Here is a 21,476-nt window from a genome sequence, read left to right on the forward strand (position 1 = left end):
TATGTAATACTTGTTTACTATATCATAGTAAACAGGGTGGAAAAAGTCAATCAATAACGCGGGAAATGAAATTTCCCATTGACAAGGCGGGGTGGCTGTGTTAATATGTAAACATATTAATCATATATGTTTTAACTTAACTAAAGATAATACAAATAAGTCTGGAGGCGTTTCTTATGGGTAAGATTTATAACAGCGTAACGGAACTGATTGGCGGCACGCCGCTGCTCAAGGCGAATAACTTCATCAAGGCCAATGAGCTCAAGGCGAACATCTTCGTCAAGCTTGAGTATTTCAATCCGGCCGGATCGGTCAAAGACCGCATTGCCAAGGCGATGATCGAGCAGGCAGAGAAGGAAGGCAAGCTTGGGCCGGATTCGGTCATCATCGAGCCGACTTCTGGCAATACGGGCATCGGTCTGGCTAGCTTCGCGGCAGCACGCGGCTATAAGGCAATCCTCACGATGCCGGAGACGATGAGCGTGGAGCGCCGCAATCTGCTCAAGGCCTATGGCGCGCAGATTGTCCTGACGGATGGCTCGAAGGGCATGAAGGGGGCCATCGAGAAAGCCGAGGAGCTGGCTAAGGATACGCCGCATTCCTTCATCCCGTCCCAGTTCACGAATCAGGCCAACCCTGCCGCCCATGAGGCGACGACGGGCCCCGAGATCTGGGCGGATACGGAGGGCAAGGTAGATGCCTTCATCGCTGGCGTCGGTACGGGTGGTACGCTGACGGGCGTAGCGCGCTATCTCAAGAAACAGAAGCAGGATGTGCACATTGTTGCGGTGGAGCCGGCTACGAGTCCGGTGCTCTCCAAGGGACAGGCTGGCCCGCACAAGATCCAGGGCATTGGTGCCGGTTTCGTGCCAGAGACGCTCGATACGTCGGTCTATGATGAGGTCATTGCGATCGCCAATGAGGATTCGTTCAAATTTGGCCGTCAGTTCTCCCATAGCGAGGGCATACTGATCGGCATTTCCTCAGGTGCGGCCCTGGCAGCAGCCGTTGAGCTGGCGAAGCGTCCAGAGTTTGCGGGCAAGAACATCGTCGTACTGCTGCCGGATACGGGCGATAGATACTTGTCGACGGAGCTGTTTGCAGAATAAATTGCAGTTTGTCGATTGGTTCGTGCGGAACGGAATCCCGATAGTACGCTGCTCGGGGTTCACGGGGTAGTACTTTTTCTGTTTCCGCTAAATGGACCGTACGCCCAGCTCTACGGACTTAGTTACCTGCTCCCGTCACCAGGTCGCGGCGTACATAGTTCTTTCTAGGCTATGCGCTTACGGCCCAGTCCTGCTACGCAGGACAGTCGCTCCAGACAGAAAGAAGCACTACCCCGTTCGCCCCTTTGGTAATGGAAATCTGAGATGGTACGAACCGTTTCTCCCGCAGCAAGCACATCGATGTAATTCGTTGCCTATCGCCGGAAAGGAACAGGCTTGTTCCAACATATCGGAGGGCGAGGGTGGGTACACTTTCTTCGTAGACGGAGCGACTGCCCGAACGCAGTGAGGGATGGCCCGCGGTAGATAATCACTGGAACGTCTAGATGTATTGGCGCGCCGCCGGCTTGCCCGGCGCATATCCCTAGATACGTACAACCTATCAGCGCGGGTCATTTAGCGGAGCGGAGAAAAAGAGCACCCACCCTCACCCAAGCTGAGCTGATCCAAGCCTATTTTCAGCTTGCACGAACAGACAAACTGCAATTTTTTAATCTGCCGAGAGGCGCAGATGAAATGTTTTTACATTTTGTCTGCGTCTTTTTGTATGGGGATACCGGCAGGTGTCTGGTGTGTGGATGGGGCAGGCTTTATTACGTTATTTGTATGTGTTATAATACCCGTAGTATAAGGGATGATTCTATATAATAGTAGAGATAGAGGGGATTTTCGTTGCGCATCGTAGTAGTAGGCGCTGGCAAGCTGGGGTACAGTATTGCTGAGCTGTTGTCAAAAGAACAATTTGATGTGATCGTCGTCGATCAGGACGAAAATCAGCTGGAGGCGGCGAAGAATACGCTGGATGTATTGACGATTGCGGCCAATGGCGCAAGCCCGATCACCATGAATGACCCCGATATCCGTGATTCGGATATCTTGATTGCCGTCACGGCCAGTGATGAGGTGAATATGGTCAGCTGCATCCTGGCCAAGAAGCATGGCATCAAGCATACGATCGCACGCATCCGTGATATGCAGTTCATGAGCGAGGCAAAGGATTATCTGAAGCAGAATTTTGATATCGACCTCATGCTCAATCCGGAGCTCATCACGGCCAACGAGATCAACCGCATCTTGATGACGCCGGCAGCGCTCGATGTCGAGGATTTTGCCCATGGCAAGATCCGCTTGTTCGAGACCAAGGTGCAGCGCAAATCACCGCTGGCGCGCATCCCGCTCAAGGAAATCCAGCTGCCGAAGGGCGTGTTGGCTGGGATGATCTTCCGCGACCACCGCATGATCATCCCCCATGGTGATGACTGCCTGCTGCCCCATGACAATGCGTATTTCATCGGCATCCCCGAGGAGATCGAGAAGTTCAGCCAGAGCTTTGTTCAGCGCGATGCACGGAAACTGCACCGCGTGCTGATTATTGGTGCTGGCCGCGCGGGACGGGCTTTGGCGGCGATGTTCGATAAGCAGGATGTTCATGTCAAAATCATTGACCAGGATCGTGAGCGCTGCCAGCAGGTGGCGGCACAGCTGGTCAATGGCATCGCCATCTGCGGCGATGGCACGGATATCGACCTGTTGCTTGAGGAGGGCGTGGCCGAGGCCGATGTCGTGGTCTGCCTGACGGAGGATGATAAGCTCAATCTGATGCTGGCGCTCTTGGCGCGCCATCTGTCGGGCAATAAGACCAAGACGGTGGTGCGCGTAGCCCGCAACGAATATGTAGAGCTCATGGAGAAGGTCGGCGTCGATATCGTTCTGTCGGCACGCCTGCTCTCGGCCAGTGAGGTGCTGGCCTTTGCACGCCGCGGCGGTGTCGTTTCGGTTTCGCTGCTGGAGGGTGCTAAGGCTGAGGCGGTTGAAGTCATCGTCCAGCAGGGGGCACCGGTGGCTGGCAAGCGGCTCATGGATGTCAAGCTGCCGCGCGAGTGCCTGGTCTGCGCCTATGTGCGTGGCGGTGAGGCGGTCATCCCGAATGGTAATACGGTGCTCCAGCCTGGTGACCGCACGATCCTGTTCATCCAGACGAAGTTTTCCCAGAAGGTCATCCAGTATTTCAAAGGCAAGGAGTAGTCTATGGTTCTGACGGAAAAAGGCAATGGCTGGGAGCTTTTCTGGCTGCTCATGGGGCGTATCGCCACCGTGATGGGGCTGGCGATGTTCGTGCCCTTTGCGTCGGCGCTTGCCTGGCGTGAGCCCGAGGCCTGGCTGTTCTTGCTGCCTGCTGGCTTTTCGCTGGCACTGGGGACAGGGATGGCGCGGCTCGGCGCTGAGCATATGCGCCAGCTGGCGATCCGCGAGGGCGTCCTGTTCATGGTACTGGTCTGGCCGCTCATGGGCTTTGTCGGCCTTATGCCATACTATATCTCAGGGCTGCTGCCGGATTTTTCGGCAGCTTTTTTTGAGACTGTCTCGTCGCTGACGACGACGGGGCTGTCGTGCCTGCCCTTCGATCCGCTGGGGCTTCCCCGTTCGCTGCGCCTTTGGCAAGCCATCATGAACTGGATCGGCGGGCTGATGTTTGTCGTTGTGCTCGTCACAGTCCTGCCGCAGGTCAGCGGCTGTTTTGGTCTGACGCTGACGGCCCGGCAGACCATCTTCTTCAGTCCGGTGTGGAACCGCATGAGCCAGTCGGTGCATCAGGGTGTGAGCGTCTATGCACTGCTGACGCTGCTGGCGGCAGAGCTCTTCTATCTGGCGGGGCTGCCAGCTGAGGAGTCGTTGATGCGCGGCATGATAGCGTTGTCGTCGAGCGGTGGCAGCTCGGTGACGAGCTTCATGGTGCATGACAATGGCTGGCTGGAATTGGCGGCGGGCATCGCAATGGTGCTGGCGGGCATGAACCTGCTGCTCTGCTGGAAGGCATGGAACCGCAGGAGTGTCTGGCTGCTATGGCAGGATGCCGAATTGCGCGGCTTCTTTGCCATCCTGGTGGCAGCAGGCCTGGCAATCTCCCTGCATCTTTACGCGATGGACTGCTATACGCTGCCCAATAGCCTGCGGTATGGTTTTTTCCAGGTGGCCTCGTTCCTGTCGACCAATGGCTTTGCTTCGGCGAGCTTTTGGCTCTGGCCGGATTTTGACCGGTATGTGCTGTTCTTGCTCGTATTTGTGGGTGGCTGCATCGGCTCGGCGGGTGGCGGCCTCAAGGTCATGCGCATCCTTGTGCTTTTCCGCATGACGCGGGCCGAGATCCATCGGACGCTGCATCCCCATATGGTAGTAAGCGTCAAGGTGGATGGCTTGCCGGTGCCGGCCAAGATCGTGGGGCGCATCCTGGCGTTCTTCTTCCTGTACATGATGATCTTCGTGCTGTTTTCGCTGATATTGTCGGGGGCAGGGCTCGACCTCATGCAGTCGATGGGCCTGGCTGCGGGCTGCCTGACGAGCACGGGCTCGACGGCGGCCTTGGTGGGGCTGGGTAATCTGCATTTCCTGCCGGTATGGGCCAAGCTGGCCTGCTGCCTGCTCATGATCCTTGGCCGCATTGAGATTTTCTCGTTTCTGATTCTGCTGGATCTGGGCGCGCGTGCCGTGCGTCAGAAATGGTGACTTATGGATTTACGAATCGTTTATTATATCCTGGGACGGCTGGTGGTCGCGGAGACCGCTATCATGCTGATTCCGTTCTTCATCGCCCTGTATAATGGCGAGAAATGCACCGCTGGCTTTGCCGCCGCCTTGGCGATCTGCGCGTTGGTGGGGATCGAGCTGCGGCTGCATGGCCGTGTGCGCGTCGAGCGGCTGACCATGCGTGAAGGTGTGGCCATCACAGGCATTGGCTGGATCTTGGCGACATCGCTGGGGATGCTGCCATATCTCTGCGGTGGTTATCTGGGGCTCCTCGATGCGTTGTTTGAGAGCATCTCGGGCTTCACGGGGACGGGGGCTACGGTCATGGAGAAACTGTCTTCCCTGCCGTCGGCCATCCTGTTCTGGCGCATGATGACGCATTGGTTTGGCGGTCTGGGCATCATCGTCATTTTCATCGCCCTGCTGCCGCAGACGGGCCAGAGCACCATCTATATGTATAATGCGGAGACGACGGGGCCGACGCGTGAGCGCGTACTGCCGCGGCTGCGGGATATGACCAAGACGCTGTTCCAGATGTATATGATCTTTACCGTAACGGCAACGGTCATCTACATGCTGTGCGGGCTGTCGCTGATGGAGGCCAGCACGCATGCGCTGAGCACCATCGGTACGGGCGGTTTCTCGACTTACGATGACAGTGCGATGCATTTTGACAATGTGCCGCTGGAGGCCTGGATGACATTCTTCATGATCCTGGCCGGGGGCAATTTCGGCCTTTATTATCGCATCTGGCGCAAGGGGCCGGGGGTCATCCGGCACAATACGGAATTCAAGGCCTATATCGGCCTTGAGCTGGTGGCCATGCTGCTCATAGCGGTCAATCTTGTCCAGGCTATGGGGGTAAGTCCGGCCGAGGCGATCCGCTATGCGAGCTTCCAGGTCGGGTCGATTTCGACGACGGGGTTTGTCTCGACTGACTTTGACCAGTGGCCGGGCTTCTCCAAAGGGGTGCTGCTGCTGTTGATGATATGCGGCGGCTGTGCCGGCTCGACGGCCAGTGGCGTGAAGGTGAGCCGCATGGTACTGCTGGTCAAGAATGCCTGGGCGGTGGTGCATCAGAAGCTTTCGCCGCGACGTGTCGTCGAGGTCCGCATGAATGGCGGCAAGGTGGATGAGGATACCCTGCTGCGCGTGGGGCAGTTTTTCTTTCTGTATATATTCTGCATTGTGTTTTTTGCCTTGCTGCTGACATTGGATGGCGTGACGATTTTCGATTCTTTGGGCATCAGCATGACGGTCATGGGCAATGTGGGTCCGGCCTTTGGCGTGGCGGGGGCAACCTGCACCTATGCGGGGGCCTCGGTGTTTGCCAAGAGCATCCTGTGCGTGGAGATGCTCTTGGGGCGTTTGGAGATGTTTACCCTGCTGGTCATGCTTTCGCCGGATTTCTGGCAGAAGGGCAATCGCTGGTGATAGGGATTTGTGGAAGGGGAGTTTGTTTTGCTGAGCAATCTGTTTGTAGCCATCGGTGCGGTTGTGCCATTGTTTTGCTTGATGCTTATCGGCGTTTTTGTCAAACGGGCGCGGCTGATGACGGATGAGGAACTTGTGCATATGAACCGCATGGTTTTTCGTGTGTTCTTTTTCTTTATGATGTTTTTCAACATTTATACGGCGGATTTGGGCTCAACGCTGCGGCCGCGCTTGATGCTTTTTGGTGCGGGCGGTGTTCTGGTGACGCTGCTGATAGCAGCTTTGCTGGTCTGTCATTTTGAGCCGTCCAATAAGCGCCGTGGAGCGATGATACAGGCGATTTTCCGCAGCAATTTCGTACTGATGGGCATTCCGTTGGTCGGCAATATATTCGGTGCTGATCAGCTGGCCATCCCGACGATGATGATTGCTGTCATCATCCCCATCTACAATATTGCTGCGGTCTTTGTGCTGGAGACCTTCCGGGGCGGCAGCTTCCATCTGGCAGGGATTTTGCTGGGGGTACTCAAGAATCCGATGATACTTGGCGCATTGGCAGCAGTGGTTTTTCTGCTGGCCGGTATCCCTGTGCCCAAGCCAATCCTGACGCCTATCGGTCAGGTGGCTGCGGCCACGACGCCTGTGGCGCTTATTATCCTGGGAGCCTCATTCAAGGGCGGCAGCTTCCATGACCATGTGCCGCAACTCATATCCTGTGTAACGGCGCGTTTGCTTATCGCACCAGGCATCTTGATGGGGCTGGCCGTTTGGCTGGGGTTCCGCGATTTGGAACTCATCACGCTGCTGGCAATTTTCGCCTCGCCTTGCGCAGTAGCGAGCTTTGCCATGGCCCAGCAGATGAATAGCGATGCCGATCTTGCAGGCAACTGCGTCGTCTACACGAGCGCTTTGTCCTGCCTGACCTTGTTCGGCTGGGTATTTACGCTTAAGATGCTCGGGTTGTTCTGAATATGACAGATTGAATCCGCATATCTCTTTGATGAGATATGCGGATTTTTTATTTGCCAGGAAAACGCTTCCTATGACATTTGTCATGTTCTTTGGCTGAAAACTCATGACAGAATTCAGCTGACTTTGACCGTGTTTTCTATTATTATAATTACTGTCAGAAAAATTATAAGGTTGTTGCTGCTGTGGCAATGGGGATTTTGTTATGGCGGCAGAGGTATTATGAAAGGGGAATGACATATGGAAATCGCATTTTGCCGTATCGACGATCGTCTGATCCACGGCCAGGTGGCTACGGTCTGGACGAAGGTTACGGGGTGCAACCGCATCATGTGCTGCAGCGATGAGGTCGCCAAAGATGACATGCGCAAGAAACTCTTGCTGCAGGTGGCACCACCGGGAATCAAGGCGTATGTCGTACCGGTTGAGAAGGCTTGCGAGGCTTACAAAAATCCGAAGTACGATGCGTTCAAGACGCTGTTCCTGTTCACGAAACCGGCTGATGTTGTCCGTGCGGTCAAGGGGGGTATCCCGTTCAAGTCGGTCAATCTTGGCGGCATGACCTATAAGGATGGCGATACGCTGATCTCGAGTGCTGTTGCGGTCAATCCGGACGATGTCAAGGCACTGCTTGAGCTGCAGGATATGGGCATCGAAGTTGAAATCCGTAAACTCGCCAATGAGCCAAAAGGCAACCTCATGGATGCTTTGAAGGCTAAAGGCATGGCTTGATAACTAAGCAATCATTCATTTTCGCCGTAAATTTACCGGAGAGACGGATGGGGGATTTTCGGTCTGTCCGGGAAACAAGAATAGAGATAGGGGTGTTTATACGTTATGACTTCTGTACAGTTTATTTTACTGATTATTGTCGCAGCGATTGCCGGCATGGGAAGCGTACTCGATGAGTGCCAGTTCCATCGTCCGCTCGTTGCTTGCACATTGGTTGGACTTGTACTTGGTGATATTACGACAGGCATTATTCTTGGTGGTACGCTGGAGATGCTGGCGCTGGGCTGGATGAACGTCGGTGCGGCTATGGCACCGGATGCGGCTTTGGCTTCGGTGGTTTCGGCTATCCTCGTCATTGTCGGTCATCAGAGCATCGGCGCTGGTATCGCACTGGCTGTCCCACTTGCTGCTGCTGGCCAGGTTCTCACGATCTTCGTCCGTACGATCACCGTATTCTTCCAGCATTTGGCTGATAAGTTCGCCCTCGAGGGCAATGCCTTCGGCATCGAGATGTGCCATGTCGGCGGTCTGCTGCTGCAGGGCATCCGCGTTGCCGTTCCGGCTGCTATCATCGCAGCAGTTGCTGGCACGGACACGGTCAATGCTATGCTGGCTTCCATCCCGGAAGTTATCACGCGCGGCTTGCAGGTTTCCGGTGGTTTCATCGTCGTTGTTGGTTATGCAATGGTCATCAACATGATGAATGCCCAGTCTCTGATGCCGTACTTCTTCCTTGGCTTCCTCATTGCCGTATTCACGAACGTCAACCTCATTGGTTTCGGTGCTATCGGCCTTATCTGCGCTTACTTCCACATCCGTGGCCTGCAGCGTGAGCTCAATGCGGCTGCAGCTGGCAATGGTGGCTCGGGCAATGCACTGGATGACATTGACGATTCGGATCTGATGTAAGGGGAGGTACAGTCATGGAAAAGAAACTTACTAAAGGCGATCTTGTATCGATTTTTATCCGTTCGAACTTCCTGCTCGGCTCCTTCAACTTCGAGCGTATGCAGGCTATCGGTTTCTGCGTTTCGCTGATTCCGGCACTCAAGAAGCTGTATAAGGATGATCCTGAGGAGTATAAACGCTCCCTCAAACGTCATCTTGAATTCTTCAACACGCAGCCGTTCCTGGCAACGCCGATCATGGGCATCATCGCGGCTATGGAGGAGAAGAAAGCCAATGGCGCGGAAATCGGTGAGGACACCCTCTCCGGCGTCAAGGTTGGTCTTATCGGCCCATTGGCCGGTGTCGGCGACCCGATTTTCTGGGGTACGCTGCGTCCGGTTCTTGCCGCTCTCGGTGCAGGTATCGCGCTGACGGGCAGCATCGTCGGCCCGCTGATCTTCTTCGTTGCGTTCAATGTCATCCGTCTGCTGACCAACTGGTACGGCGTCATGTACGGCTATGACAAGGGCACGGAGCTTGTCAACGAGGTCGGCGGCAACCGCATGCGTTACCTCACGGAAGGTTCTTCGGTACTCGGTTTGCTCGTCATGGGCGCACTCGTAGCGAAATGGACGTCGGTCAACATGCCGATGGTACTGTCGTCGTATACGAATAGCCAGGGCGATCAAGTCGTGACGACTGTCCAGAGCCTGCTTGACAGCTTGATGCCTGGCGTAGTGCCACTTCTGATGACGTTTGCCTGCATGTGGCTGCTCAAGAAGGGCGTCAATCCGCTGCTTATTATCCTTGGCCTGTTTGCGCTTGGCATCGTTGGCTATGCGATTGGCCTCTTTGCGTAAGCAAGACGGGCAGGAAAATATCTCCACTTGTTCCATACGGTATTACAATATTTATATATATTCCATTATGTAATACATTCCCAACAGAAAGAGCTTTGCCGCAAGGCAAGGCTCTTTTTGTTGAGAAACAATAGGTCATATGTCCTCATGACAGCGGGTTTTGTGCTATAATTGGAGCATAATGATTGAGAAAGGCGGAGTTTGATGGACGCACGGGAAAAATATTTCTGGGGGCTCGTGGGCGCGATGTGCTTAGGGCTCTTGCTGCTGAGCTTGCTGCATGTGTCACAGGGGGACCTTTCCGCACGGCAGAATGAGCACCGGCGCAAGCTCGGGGCTGTCTATATGACGCTAAATAATCCCTTCTATGAAGTCGTGGATGAGGAAATCCGGACAGTAGTAGAGAATCACGGGGATGTGCTGATTTCGCGTGACCCTGCCTTATCGGTTGACCGCCAGCGGGAGGAAATCCGTGAGCTTATTGCTGAGGGTGTAGAAATCATCTTCATCAACCCTGTGGATTGGAAACGCATCGAACCAGCCTTGGAGGATGCCTATGCGGCTAATGTGCCGGTCATCGCCATCGATACGAGCGTGCAGGATGAGAAATATGTGGCTTGTACCGTCATGTCGGATAACTATGTAGCTGGTGTACAGTGCGCCCAGCATTTGCTGGCAGTTTCGCAAGGCGGCCAGATTGGCTTGCTCAAGCACTCGCAGGCGCATTCCTCTGTTGACCGCATACAGGGGTTCAAGGACACGTTGGCGGGCCATCCGGAGTTTCAGATTGTCGATGAGGAGGAATGCCTCGGACAGCTTGAGCTCGCGATGCCGGCGATGGGACGTATCCTGGAGCGTCATCCTGACGTATCCATCGTCATGGCGCTAAACGATCCGGCGGCTATGGGGGCCCTGGCAGCGCTGCAGAGTGCGGGACGGCTTGATACGGTGATGGTCTATGGGGTCGATGGCGTGCCTGAGACGAAGGAAATGATCCGGCAGGGGCATATGACGGCTACGGTGGGGCAGTCTCCGCGCCAGATCGGCCGGCGGGCAGCGGAGCAGGCTTACCGGCTGCTGGCTGGTGAGGAAACGGAGCGGGTTATCCAGCTGACGACGCAGCTGTTGACGCGCGATAGGTTGCTGACCGAAGATAAGGAGGGCTGGAACTGAGCATGAAGGTAGATTTTGAAATGCTGAAGGAGAGGGTCCGGATTGCGGGCCTTTATCGTTTGCTCAGTATCTACAATGGCTTGGTCGTATTTCTGATGGCTGGCTTTATGAGCATTACGCAGGAGAAAATCATCCAGAGTATGTCGGCGCGCTCTTTCCTGGAGACGCTGCCAATCGTGCCACTGCCTGCTGGCAAGGGATTTTCCTTATCGATGGGGTCGTTTTTTGTGCTGGTCCTGCTGGGGCATCTTTATCGGCGGGATACGCTCAGTGATATGATGCGCTATTTGGTGTTCCTGGCTGAAATCACTGCCTGCATGCTGCTTATGCGCAGCCTGAATCTTGCTTATGATGGTGTTGTCCTGCTGGTCGTTGCCGATCTTATGCATCGCTATCAGGGCAAGAATCAGAGCTGGCTGCTGGTGGGTGCTATGTTTGGACTCTATTGCATAGCAAACTATAATCTGGCGATTTTCCAAGGGCATGTGGCGCCGTTCGATGCCTATACTTCGTATTATAAATCATCGGTGCAGGCTGTTCTCATTGCCGTGAAGAATGGTTTTGTCTCGCTGAATATCATCCTGTTCGTGTCCTACCTTGTGCTGCTCGTGCAGAGCAAGCATCAGGAGAAGGAGCGCATTGCCAGCCTCAATACGCAGCTAGGCGAGGCCAATGAACGCCTGCGGATTTATGCTATCGAGGCAGAGCGTATGGCCGAGACGCGGGAACGCAATCGTCTGGCGCGGGAAATCCATGATACGCTTGGCCATGCGCTGACTGGTATCGCTGCGGGGCTTGATGCCTGTCTTGTGCTCGTTGATGCGGCACCAGAGGCGGCCAAGAAGCAGATGGCTAAGATCCGCGAGACCGCGCGTCGTGGCATTGTCGATGTGCGCCGTTCGGTCGAGAAGCTGCGCCCCGATGATCTGGAGAAGCTGCCGCTGCGCCATGCGATTGCGCGTATGGTCGCGGAGTTTGCGGAGTCATCGAATATGAAAATCCGTGTGATTGCCTTAGGCTGGCCAGATAATCTGCGTGAAGATGAGGAGGAAGTCATCTATCGCGTCGTGCAGGAGGGCATCACCAATGCCAACCAGCATGGTAAGGCCACTGAGGCGACCGTAACGATTGGCACGGAGCCTGGGCGCAATTACATCATCATTGCCGACAATGGCCATGGCTGTGAGGATGTTGAGCCAGGATTTGGCCTGCGCCATATGCAGGAACGGCTTGATTTGCTGCATGGGCGGCTGCGATATTGGAGTGACAATGGCTTTACTTTGGAGGCCACGATACCGGCGGGGACGAGACAGGAGGAGAACGAATGATAAAGGTAGTGATTGCCGATGATCAGGAGCTTATCCGCGAGAGCCTGAAGATCGTATTGGATCAGAATGTGGACATGGAAGTGACGGCGCTGGCTGAAAACGGCCGGCAACTTATGGATATGCTCAAGGTGAGCCAGCCGGATGTCATCCTGATGGATGTGCGTATGCCGGAGCTTGATGGTGTACAGGCTACCAAGGCAGTCAAAGAGCTTTATCCTGCGGTCAAGATCATCATCCTTACGACCTTCGATGATGATGAATATGTATTCAATGCTTTGAAGTACGGAGCCAGCGGGTATTTGCTCAAGGGCGTATCGGTGCCGGATCTTACGAATGCAATCCGCACGGTCGTAAGTGGTGGTGCCATGATCAATCCAGGGGTGGTGGCCAAGGTGGTCAAGCTGTTCAACCAGATGGCCAAGAACAACCTGAGCGTCGAGACTGGTACCAGCGGTGCCGAGGATCTCACGCGGACGGAGCGCAATATTGCTCATCTCGTTGGCCATGGCCTTTCCAACAAGGAAATTGCCGAGCGGCTGAGCCTTTCAGAGGGGACCGTGCGCAATGGTCTTTCGAATGCGCTTTCCAAACTGGATTTGCGTGACCGCACGCAGCTGGCCATCTGGGCTGTGCAGACGGGGCTTGCAGCTGCGGAGGTGGAGCTCTGATGCGGGGCGATGTCAAGCGCCAGTTGTTGCTGCTGGCTGTGGCATTGTTGCTGTTTTTAGCTGGGATGCTGGCTTATCAGCAGCAGAAAACCGTCGAGCTGCGGGTCGGGGTGTTTGCCGGCAGCAATTGGGATGTTCCTGATGGCGATTCCTATGCTGTTGTCGAGGCGGCAATCAAGCGCTTCGAAGCGAAGCATCCTGGCGTAAAGGTAACGTATGTAAGCGGTATAAAAAAAGAAGATTATTCCGAATGGCTGGCCGAAAAGCTGCTGGCGGGAGAGGAGCCGGACGTCTTTGTTGTGCCAGGTACGGACTTCAATATGTATGCGGCTATGGGGGCCTTGCAGGATCTGTCGGATTTTGGCAATCAAGACAAGCAGTTTTCCTGGGATGTCTATTATCCGGCTGCACTGGATTATGGCCGTTATGATGGCCGTGCTTATGGGCTGCCCGTTACGAGCGTGCCGACGCTGATGTTTGTCAACAAGACGCTGCTGGCCCGGGAGGGGATTGCGATTCCAGGCAACGACTGGACGTGGCAGGACTTCCTGGAAATCTGCCGCCGCGTCACAAAGGATACCGATGGCGATGGCGTGCTTGATCAGTTCGGTTTTTATGATTACGATTGGAAACTTGCCGTCGTGACGAATGGCGTAGAGCTGTTTCGTGAGGACGGGCGCGCTTCGTATTTTGCCAGCAGCCGCATGGAGGAGGCCGTGCAGTTCCTTTTGCAGTTGCATAATGCGCAGCGGGGGCGCGAAGTCACAGCGAAGGATTTCGATATGGGCCGTGTGGCGTTCCGGCCGTTTACCTTTGCAGAATACAGAACGTATAAGCCTTACCCTTGGCGTATCAAGAAATATAGTTCCTTTGAATGGGATTGCATCAAATTGCCGGCCGGGCCATCAGGCGATAATGTATCAAACCTGCAGACGATGCTTATGGGCATGAGTGCTAAGTCTGGGCACAGGGAATTGGCATGGCTGCTGCTGAAAGAAATCTGCTATGCGCCGGAAAGCCAGCAGCTCATGCTGACAAAGACGCAGGGCCTGCCATCGCGGCGTGACGTGGTAGAGGCAGATACCTCGCAGGCTTTATTTGCAGCCAATGCACCGGGTTGTGAGGAGATGAATCTCCGGGTGGTCAGCGAGGTTATGGAGCGGGCCGTTATGCAGCCAAGGTTTAAGGGATATGATGAGGCGATGCTGCGTGCCAATAATGAATTGCAGCAGGTCATCACAGGCATCGTTCCTTTCAATAATTCCCTGAATAAACTGCAAAAAGAAATCAATGCTTATTTACAGCAATAATAGCGGATAAGGAGAATGGTATGATGGTTCAACACAAGGCACCAGTAGAAATCGAACGGAAATGGATGGTCAATGGCTGGCCGGAAGGTTTGCCCGCTAAATTGGCCTTTGAGCAAAAGATGCGCCAGGGCTATGTATCTGTCCGGCCGACGGTGCGGATTCGCGAGGAGGAAACCACCTGGACAAACTGTACCAGTAAACCGTTGGAGGCAGAGTATATTCTTTGTTTCAAGTCCAAAGGGAAACTGGCGCGCAAGGAAGTGGAGCTGCCGATTCCCGCCGGTAAATTCGGCGAGCTGGAGGATCTTATTGACGCGCCTCTGATCGAAAAAGTACGACGTACCTATGAGCTGGCGGATGGCCTGCGGCTGGAAGTGAATCATGTAGATGGCGGCTTGCCGTCGGAATTCTGGTATGCGGAAGTGGAGTTTGCAAGTGTCGAGGCGGCGCGGGCTTTTGATCCGGCTGCCGTTGGCCTGGGGGCCTATCTCGTGGATGATGTGACCGATCAGCCGGGACAATCCATGGGCGACTATTGGGAGTCGACCCGGTTGCATTCCTTGGACAAATGAACAAGACCCTCTGGGATATATGTGCGCGTCGGGCGGATGGAGAGAGGAAAATAAGTTTCCACCGCCGTTATGATGTAAACAGGATTTATGATATCATCAACGAATTATATTCCTGTACTATATATTCTAGGAGGGTCCTTTTATGTTAGGATTGCTTATTGCTCTTATCGCTGTCGTCTGGGTGACGCGGCTGGTGCTCAAGAAGTATCCGGCCCAGCCGGTATTGTTCACGGCCGGCGTCATCATGATGATGCTGACGCTGGTGCTTGGTCTGGGCGAGATTCTGCCGGACAAGAAAAGCACGGGCTCAGCCTGGCTGGATATCATCCAGTCCATCAGCCTGGCGTTTTCGAGCCGGGCGGCTGCCCTGGGCATGATCATCATGCTCATCGGCGGCTTTTCGATGTATATGGATAAGATCGGTGCCAGCACGGCGCTGGTCCGCCTGGCCATCAAGCCGCTGCAGAAGCTTGGCCATCCGTATCTGGTGCTGGCACTCACGTCGATCCTGACGAATGTGCTGGCTATGTTCATCAGCTCGGCTTCGGGCTTCGGGCTCTTGCTCATGGTCACGATGTATCCGGTGCTCGTGCGGCTGGGCGTCAGCCGTATCGCGGCCTGCGCCGTCATCGCTACGGCGTCGGCTCCGGGCTGGGGGCCGGCTGGTGCCGACAGCATCTATGCGGCTGAGCTCATCGGCATGGAAATCGTGCCGTATTTCATGCAGTATCAGGTGCCCATCGGCATCGCTACGGTGCTGTCGCTGGCTGCGGCGCATTATTTCGTGCAGAAATATCTCGACAGGAAGCATCCGGATGAGATGGCGGGCAAGGATGTTTCGGCAGCCATCACGAAGGAGCAGGCTGAGGCACAGAAATCGCCGGATGTTCCGGCTTTCTATGCGCTGCTGCCGACGCTGCCGCTGGTATTGGTGCTGTTCTTCGGCTTGGTCGACATGGGCGTCAAGATGGATATCAGCCTGGCAACGCTGCTGTCCTTGGCTATCACGATGGTCATTGAGCTCCTTCGCCATCGCGACGGCCTGATTGCCTGCCAGGGGGTCAAGGCTTACTGGGATGGCATGGGCTTGCAGATGGCGACCGTCGTCACGCTGGTCGTGGCTGCGGAGACCTTCTCGAAAGGCCTTATCTCGCTGGGGGCCATCAACACCTTGATCACGGGGGCACAGGATGCAGGCTTCAGCGGCATTGGCATGATGTTCGTCTTCGTGGGCATCATCATTGCTGCGACCCTCGTCACGGGTTCGGGCAATGCGGCGTTCTTCGCCTTCGTGCCGCTCGCACCGAAGGTCGCTGCACTTTCGGGACTGGCGCCGGTGCTGTTCGTCCTGCCGATGAACTTCGTCTCGAACCTCGCGCGTTCGATGTCGCCGATTGCCGCGGTCATGATCGTTGTGGCTGGTGCGGCCCATCTTTCGCCGATGGATCTTGCGAAGCGCACCTTTGTGCCAGTAGCCATTGCTACGGTCGTCAATATCGGCCTGACGCTGCTGCTGTTCTTCTGATCGTCTATATCCATATACGACAAGAGGCTGGGAAAATGTGCCTGCATTTTCCCAGCCTCTTTTGGTTATTCACTTGGTGTAGCTCAGTACGGTATCTGTGCCGCCGGTCACCATCTGGTTAGGCTCCGTAGCCGTGAGATTCCGCACCGTTTCGTAATTGACGATAAGCAATGGCGAAATCAGGTTGATTTTGCGTTTCTGCAGTAGCGGCAAATCGAGCTTCAGGACAGGCTCGCCTGCCTTGACCTGGTCGCCGCGCTGATGCAGTGGCGTGATGCCCTCTCCGTTCATGATGACGGTATCCAGCCCGACGTGGACGAGTATCTGCACGCCATCGTCCGTGGTGATGGCAAAGGCATGCTTGGTGTCGAAGAAAAGTGAGATCACACCATCGCATGGTGCGACTACGGTATCACTTTCGGCTACGATCGCCAAGCCGTCACCAGTCAGTTTTTCTGAGAAGACCGGGTCGGGCACGGTAGCAAGATCCATTGTTTTGCCGGACATGGGTGCTATGAGTTGCTGCTTTGGTGTTGTCATTTTTCATCCCTGCCTTTTGCGATTATCTTATCTACATTCTACTACGAAATCCTGTCGAATCAAGCCTGAAGAATACGTAGGCTGTATCAGGGGAGATTCGGGATATTCTTGCTGATAGCGGTATGGTGGATGATGTCCTGGATGCGCAGGTCGATGGCTAGTTCCTGCTTGTGCAGGGTCTCAGCCGTCGAGAACTCTGCCTGGCTGTTTTCGCGCAGCCCCTTGATGAAGTGTTGCCAAGCCTTGATGGTGGTTTCTGTTGACTGCTGGCGCTGGCGGGCAAGATACTGGGCCCCGGCCGGCACATCGATCTCATCGAGCCGCTGCTGGCGTTTCTTGAGGGCTGGAATCACTTCGTTCTCAAGCAGCTTGGCAAGCCGGCTGCGCTGCTGCTCATTCAGGCGGCCGTTGGCGGTGGCACTGAGCTCACGGAAGCGCTGGCGGTAAGCGATGAAATCATAATTATAGGCCTCGACGATGCTTTCTGTGTTGTCGATGTAGCTGGCGATGTCGCTGTTCTGCAGCGGGGCGATCGTATCCAGGTACTGTCGGTAATTCTTGATGTAGACGACTTGCCAGTGGCCGTCCTTGGATTGCTCGAGGACAAGCTGCAGGGTGAAGGGCGTCTGGGTGTAGTCCTCGCGGACCTTGAGCTCCGCTGTGACCGTAGTGCCATTATGCTCGACATTGCCGAGGCTGACAAAGCTGGTATTGCGCAGCTGGCTGCGTTCGAGGAACCGCTCGAAGTCGATGCCAAGCTGGCGTCCCTTGAGGATATCCGTGCCTTCCGGCAAGCTCCAGCTGCCACTGTCGATGCGCCCGAGGACGGATTGCTCGAGCCCCTTTGTCAGCTGTGGTTTGATCAGGATATAAAATTTCTCGAACATGGCCTTGGTATCTGCGGTCAAGGTCGAATCGTAGGCAAAGAGATCGACGGTCAGATCGTCGTAGGCACGGGAGGAAAGTACCTCTACGTTCACATATTTCTGGAAGCGTGCGGAATCATGCTGGTCAAGGGCAAGCGAGAGCTGCTTGAGGGCATATTCTGGCGTCCGCGTATAAAAGAATCCATACCAGATAGCCGTGCCGATGCAGGCCGCCAGCAACAGGATCAGCAGGTACAGCCGCCGCCGTTGTCTGACACGCCGCTGGCGCAGCATTTTTTGCCAGGTATAATCGTCCATATTTCTATTCTCCTAACTTTGATTGTATCTATTATACTATAAGGATTGTGGTGAGGGCAAAAAAAGCAGAAAAATACTATCCTAAAACGAACATATATGCTACAATATCTGCGAGAATAACTGTTCGATTTTGAGGTAATAGCAAATGAAATGGGTGAATCATGAGGTGGTAACGGGGGTCATCGTCTATGCGGCCGTGCAGGATCCGTTGCCGGCTTTGTATAGCATGGCGGGAGCCATTATGCCGGACAAGCTCGAGGGCAGCCCGCGCGGCAGCAATTACTGGAGCTGGCGCAGCCGCCATCGCGGCTGGTCCCATTGGCCGATGCTCTATCTGCTGTTATTGGGCTTGCAGCTCAAGGTCATGGGCGGCGGCTGGGACGCATTCATGGACTTGGGCAATATCGGGGTGTATTTCTGCATCGGGGCCCTGCTGCATATTGCTGAGGATGCCGTCTGCGGCAAGGTGCCGCTGTTCACGCCGTGGCAGAAAGTCGGTGTGAAACTCTTTACCGTGGGCTCGGTCACCGAGTATATCTTTTCGATTGTTGTGGTGCTGCTCTGCTATATCTTTCAGGCAGAACTTATGATAAAATGATTATGAATAGCACAGAACGATAAGGAATATACAAGAACGAGGTGGCTGCCATGATGAGGAATCCCTATGCCAAAGGTCGTCCCAATAAGGTCCTGCGCTTGCTGGCGGATAAATACCCGACCAAGGAAGCCGTCTATGAAAAGCTGATCTATCTGCAGTCGCGTCTGTCGCTGCCCAAGGGCATCGAGCATTTCATGAGCGATCTGCATGGGGAGTATGCGTCGTTCTTCCATATACTCAATAACTGCTCGGGGGTCATCCGCGAAAAGGTGGACTATGTTTTCGGCGAACGCCTGAGTGCAGAGGAGAAGGCTGAGTTCTGCACGCTCATCTATTATCCCAAGGAAAAGATCGAGCAGATCACCCATGACCATGAGAATACGCCGGAATGGTACCGGAAGAATCTTTCGCAGCTGCTGGAATTATCCAAGCTCATGAGCTATAAGTATCCGGCCTCCAAGGTCTACGGTTTCATTCCCAAGCGCTATGAGGCGGTGATCGTGGAGCTCATGAATACCCGGCCGGAGGCGGACAATGCCCAGTTTGTCTACCATAAGCGCCTGCTGAATACCATCGTGCAGATTGACAGCGGTGAAGGCTTCATTGAAGCCTTCACCGTGCTCATAAAACGGCTGGCAGTGGACAGGCTCCATATCGTGGGCGATTTCTTCGACCGGGGGAACCGGCCGGATGCCATCCTGAATCTGCTGATGAAGCATCCTTCAGTCGACATCCAGTGGGGCAACCATGATGTGCTTTGGATGGGAGCGGCGCTGGGCAATGAGACCTGCATTGCGGCCGTGGTGCGCAATTCCCTGCGCTACAACAATACGGATGTCTTGGAACGTGGCTATGGCATCAGCCTGCGGCCCTTGACCACCTTTGCGCTGCACAGCTATCCAGATGCCAATCCCATCAAGGCGGCGGAAAAGGCCATCACCATGATGATGTTCAAATTGGAGGGACAGCTTATCCGCCGTCATCCCGAATATCAGATGGAAAGCCGTCTGCTGCTGGATAAGATCGATCTGCGTTCCTCGCATGCGGTACTGGGGGATGGCAAGCGCTATGAATTGGAAAGCGCTTATTTCCCTACGATCGATGAGGGGGCTGACGACCCTTATCAGCTGACGGAGAAAGAAGCAGCCATCATGGCTGACCTCAAATCCTACTTTGTGGAAAGCACCGTGCTGCAGCGCCATGTGGACTATCTCTATCAAAAGGGCAGCCTGTATACCCGCTACAATGGCAATCTGCTGTTCCATGGCTGTGTGCTGCTCAATGAGGATGGCACGCTGCGATCCGTAGACTATGAGGGGCAGGAGTTGCGGGGACGGGCGTGGTTTGACCACTGCGACCGCATGGCACGGGAGGCCTGGCTGCATCACAGCCAGGCGGCGGTGGACTTCATGTACTTCCTGTGGTGCGGGCGGCTGTCCCCTGTGTCCGGGCGGGAGTTCAAGACTTTTGAACGGGCCTATATCCCCGACGAAAGCACTTGGAAGGAGCCATCTGATCCCTATTTCCGATACATCAACAACGAAACGACCTGCGCGATGGTCTTGAAGGAATTCGGTCTTGACCCGGTCAAGGGACATATCATCAATGGCCATGTGCCGGTAAAGGTCAAGAAAGGCGAAACTCCCGTCAAGGCTGGCGGCAAGGCAATCATCATCGATGGCGGCTTTTGCAAGGCGTACCATAGCAAGACCGGGATTTCCGGCTACACGCTGATATCCAACTCCCGTGGCCTGCGTCTGCTGCAGCATCAGAAGATTGCCGATGTTCGGGAGGCCTTGCGGGAAAATCAGGATATCGAATCCGTATCGGAAACGGTGGAACTTCAGAATTGCCGGACGACTGTCGGTGATACCGATGAAGGAAAACTCATCCAGGATGAAATCACAGACCTGTACAACCTCCTGCTGGCTTATCAGAATGGCTTGCTGAAGCCGCAGGAAGACAGATAGTATTTAAATAAGATAGGAAAATATCCGATATATAGGATATAGTGATTATCATAAGGGAGGGACAAGAATTATGAAGGCGATATTGGGGTTAGTTAAGCCGTGGCGGCTGCTGGTATTCTTATGGGCATTGATACTGTTTCCGCTTACAGCCAGTGCGGAGAAGACCAATTGGGTAGATGAGTCATATGATTTTTCCAAGGTGCAGAAAGCGCTGGTTTATGACATCACGCTTACGGATAAAGCGGAAATGGATAATGACCTATTGGAGCAAGTGGTAGCAGAAGATTATCTGAAGAATGCAGCCCGGCCTGGTTACCGGCTTATACGCCCGGACAAGGCTGCAATCTTATCGCCAGGAGATCCGAAAGGCGCGGCGGATATCTATATCATGGCAGAACTCCTGAAATGGCATGATGATTCCTATGTCAAGTCGCCATATACAAGTTGGGAAACAAGAACGTCAACACGCAAGGTGAAAAGAAAGGATGGAACTTGGTATGAGGAAACCTATCACACATCGGTTCCTGTTTACCATCCAGCAGAAGTCATCTACACCTCTACGGTACGGGTCCGCTTCGAAGTATTTGATGCCAAGACGGGCAAACGCGTCATGGCAAGGGATGAGCTGAGAGAACGGGACAATTCCCGTCATGGACAGCAGGGCATCTTTGGCCGGATCAGCAAATCGTTCTTTGATGATCTAGGCAAGAAGATCAAGTCAAAGGGAAGAGATGAGTAAGAGTAAAAACGGGGAGGCTGCCGTCAGCAACCCCGTTTTTTACTTTTTTTGAAAAAGGTGTTGACATATGAGGAAAAGACGTGTATCATAATACAAGTCGCTGAGAGATACGGCACAAGATGTGAATCCGCAAAGCCTTGATTGGCAAAGGGTTGAAACACATCGGTTCCGAATTCAGTCAAAAAGAATTTTGAAAAAGTTCTTGACAGAGAAAACTCAACGCGATATAATG

19 protein-coding genes and 1 pseudogene are annotated in these 21,476 nt (G+C 54.4%); 17 read left to right on the plus strand and 3 right to left on the minus strand.

From position 1 onward, the window contains the following. Positions 1 to 176 precede the first annotated feature (176 nt). The 14 genes from cysK to dcuC all read left to right on the plus strand — a co-directional run bounded on the left by cysK (position 177) and on the right by dcuC (position 16,213). The gene (cysK, locus tag FZ041_RS12755; RefSeq protein ID WP_149189843.1) at positions 177 to 1,109 is read left to right on the plus strand and encodes a cysteine synthase A; all 933 of its coding nucleotides are present in this window, start codon (positions 177 to 179) and stop codon (positions 1,107 to 1,109) included. A gap of 792 nt (positions 1,110 to 1,901) precedes the next feature. Next, complete coding sequence (gene trkA, locus FZ041_RS12760) at positions 1,902 to 3,254, plus strand: Trk system potassium transporter TrkA (RefSeq protein ID WP_149189844.1); 1,353 nt, start codon at positions 1,902 to 1,904, stop codon at positions 3,252 to 3,254. A gap of 3 nt (positions 3,255 to 3,257) precedes the next feature. After that, positions 3,258 to 4,733 carry a TrkH family potassium uptake protein gene (locus FZ041_RS12765; RefSeq protein WP_149189845.1) on the plus strand — a complete coding sequence of 492 codons (1,476 nt, stop codon included), beginning with the start codon at positions 3,258 to 3,260 and terminating at the stop codon, positions 4,731 to 4,733. Between the two features lie 3 nt (positions 4,734 to 4,736). Beyond that, positions 4,737 to 6,188 (plus strand): TrkH family potassium uptake protein, encoded by a 1,452-nt coding sequence (locus FZ041_RS12770; protein ID WP_149189846.1) that lies wholly within the window; start codon positions 4,737 to 4,739, stop codon positions 6,186 to 6,188. 27 nt (positions 6,189 to 6,215) lie between these two features. Further along, positions 6,216 to 7,157 carry an AEC family transporter gene (locus tag FZ041_RS12775; protein ID WP_149189847.1) on the plus strand — a complete coding sequence of 314 codons (942 nt, stop codon included), beginning with the start codon at positions 6,216 to 6,218 and terminating at the stop codon, positions 7,155 to 7,157. Positions 7,158 to 7,397: 240 nt separating this feature from the next. Next, complete coding sequence (locus tag FZ041_RS12780) at positions 7,398 to 7,889, plus strand: PTS sugar transporter subunit IIB (protein ID WP_075429519.1); 492 nt, start codon at positions 7,398 to 7,400, stop codon at positions 7,887 to 7,889. Between the two features lie 105 nt (positions 7,890 to 7,994). Further along, complete coding sequence (locus FZ041_RS12785) at positions 7,995 to 8,798, plus strand: PTS mannose/fructose/sorbose transporter subunit IIC (RefSeq protein WP_075429517.1); 804 nt, start codon at positions 7,995 to 7,997, stop codon at positions 8,796 to 8,798. Positions 8,799 to 8,812: 14 nt separating this feature from the next. Next, positions 8,813 to 9,637 (plus strand): PTS mannose transporter subunit IID, encoded by an 825-nt coding sequence (manZ, locus tag FZ041_RS12790; protein WP_075429515.1) that lies wholly within the window; start codon positions 8,813 to 8,815, stop codon positions 9,635 to 9,637. A gap of 204 nt (positions 9,638 to 9,841) precedes the next feature. Next, positions 9,842 to 10,810 carry a sugar ABC transporter substrate-binding protein gene (locus FZ041_RS12795; protein ID WP_255449412.1) on the plus strand — a complete coding sequence of 323 codons (969 nt, stop codon included), beginning with the start codon at positions 9,842 to 9,844 and terminating at the stop codon, positions 10,808 to 10,810. Between the two features lie 2 nt (positions 10,811 to 10,812). Beyond that, on the plus strand, positions 10,813 to 12,138 hold the full coding sequence (locus FZ041_RS12800) for a sensor histidine kinase (protein ID WP_255449413.1): 1,326 nt from the start codon (positions 10,813 to 10,815) through the stop codon (positions 12,136 to 12,138). Beyond that, positions 12,135 to 12,806 carry a response regulator transcription factor gene (locus tag FZ041_RS12805; protein WP_149189848.1) on the plus strand — a complete coding sequence of 224 codons (672 nt, stop codon included), beginning with the start codon at positions 12,135 to 12,137 and terminating at the stop codon, positions 12,804 to 12,806. Before FZ041_RS12800 ends, FZ041_RS12805 begins: the two co-directional genes overlap by 4 nt. Next, positions 12,806 to 14,116 carry an ABC transporter substrate-binding protein gene (locus FZ041_RS12810; RefSeq protein ID WP_255449414.1) on the plus strand — a complete coding sequence of 437 codons (1,311 nt, stop codon included), beginning with the start codon at positions 12,806 to 12,808 and terminating at the stop codon, positions 14,114 to 14,116. Before FZ041_RS12805 ends, FZ041_RS12810 begins: the two co-directional genes overlap by 1 nt. Positions 14,117 to 14,136: 20 nt before the next feature. Further along, positions 14,137 to 14,688, plus strand: coding sequence for a CYTH domain-containing protein (locus FZ041_RS12815; RefSeq protein ID WP_222931170.1), 552 nt, complete (start codon positions 14,137 to 14,139; stop codon positions 14,686 to 14,688). 142 nt (positions 14,689 to 14,830) lie between these two features. Next, positions 14,831 to 16,213: a C4-dicarboxylate transporter DcuC gene (gene dcuC / locus FZ041_RS12820; protein ID WP_075445657.1), complete on the plus strand. Its 1,383-nt coding sequence runs from the start codon at positions 14,831 to 14,833 to the stop codon at positions 16,211 to 16,213. Positions 16,214 to 16,282: 69 nt separating this feature from the next. On the opposite strand, the gene FZ041_RS12825 is transcribed toward dcuC, so the two are convergent. Next, positions 16,283 to 16,753, minus strand: a complete 471-nt coding sequence (locus FZ041_RS12825) for a PTS sugar transporter subunit IIA (protein WP_149189849.1) — start codon at positions 16,751 to 16,753, stop codon at positions 16,283 to 16,285. An 86-nt stretch (positions 16,754 to 16,839) separates the two neighbouring features. Continuing rightward, positions 16,840 to 17,937, minus strand: a complete 1,098-nt coding sequence (locus FZ041_RS12830) for a hypothetical protein (RefSeq protein ID WP_149189850.1) — start codon at positions 17,935 to 17,937, stop codon at positions 16,840 to 16,842. Between the two features lie 145 nt (positions 17,938 to 18,082). Between FZ041_RS12830 and FZ041_RS12835 the strand changes: the two genes are divergently transcribed. From FZ041_RS12835 to FZ041_RS12845, 3 genes are all read left to right on the plus strand, one after another. Then, positions 18,083 to 18,535, plus strand: a complete 453-nt coding sequence (locus tag FZ041_RS12835) for a metal-dependent hydrolase (protein WP_149189851.1) — start codon at positions 18,083 to 18,085, stop codon at positions 18,533 to 18,535. A 53-nt stretch (positions 18,536 to 18,588) separates the two neighbouring features. Continuing rightward, a complete protein-coding gene (locus tag FZ041_RS12840; RefSeq protein WP_149189858.1) occupies positions 18,589 to 20,505 on the plus strand; it encodes a fructose-1,6-bisphosphatase in 1,917 nt (638 codons plus the stop codon). Between the two features lie 70 nt (positions 20,506 to 20,575). Next, positions 20,576 to 21,244 carry a hypothetical protein gene (locus FZ041_RS12845; RefSeq protein ID WP_149189852.1) on the plus strand — a complete coding sequence of 223 codons (669 nt, stop codon included), beginning with the start codon at positions 20,576 to 20,578 and terminating at the stop codon, positions 21,242 to 21,244. A gap of 23 nt (positions 21,245 to 21,267) precedes the next feature. On the opposite strand, the pseudogene FZ041_RS14605 reads toward FZ041_RS12845, so the two are convergent. Further along, positions 21,268 to 21,476 (minus strand): annotated as a pseudogene (locus FZ041_RS14605) (hypothetical protein); the annotation flags it as partial.

The sequence above is a fragment of the Pseudoselenomonas caprae genome, assembly GCF_008271345.1.
In the GTDB taxonomy this organism is placed as follows: Bacteria; Bacillota; Negativicutes; order Selenomonadales; family Selenomonadaceae; genus Selenomonas_A; species Selenomonas_A caprae.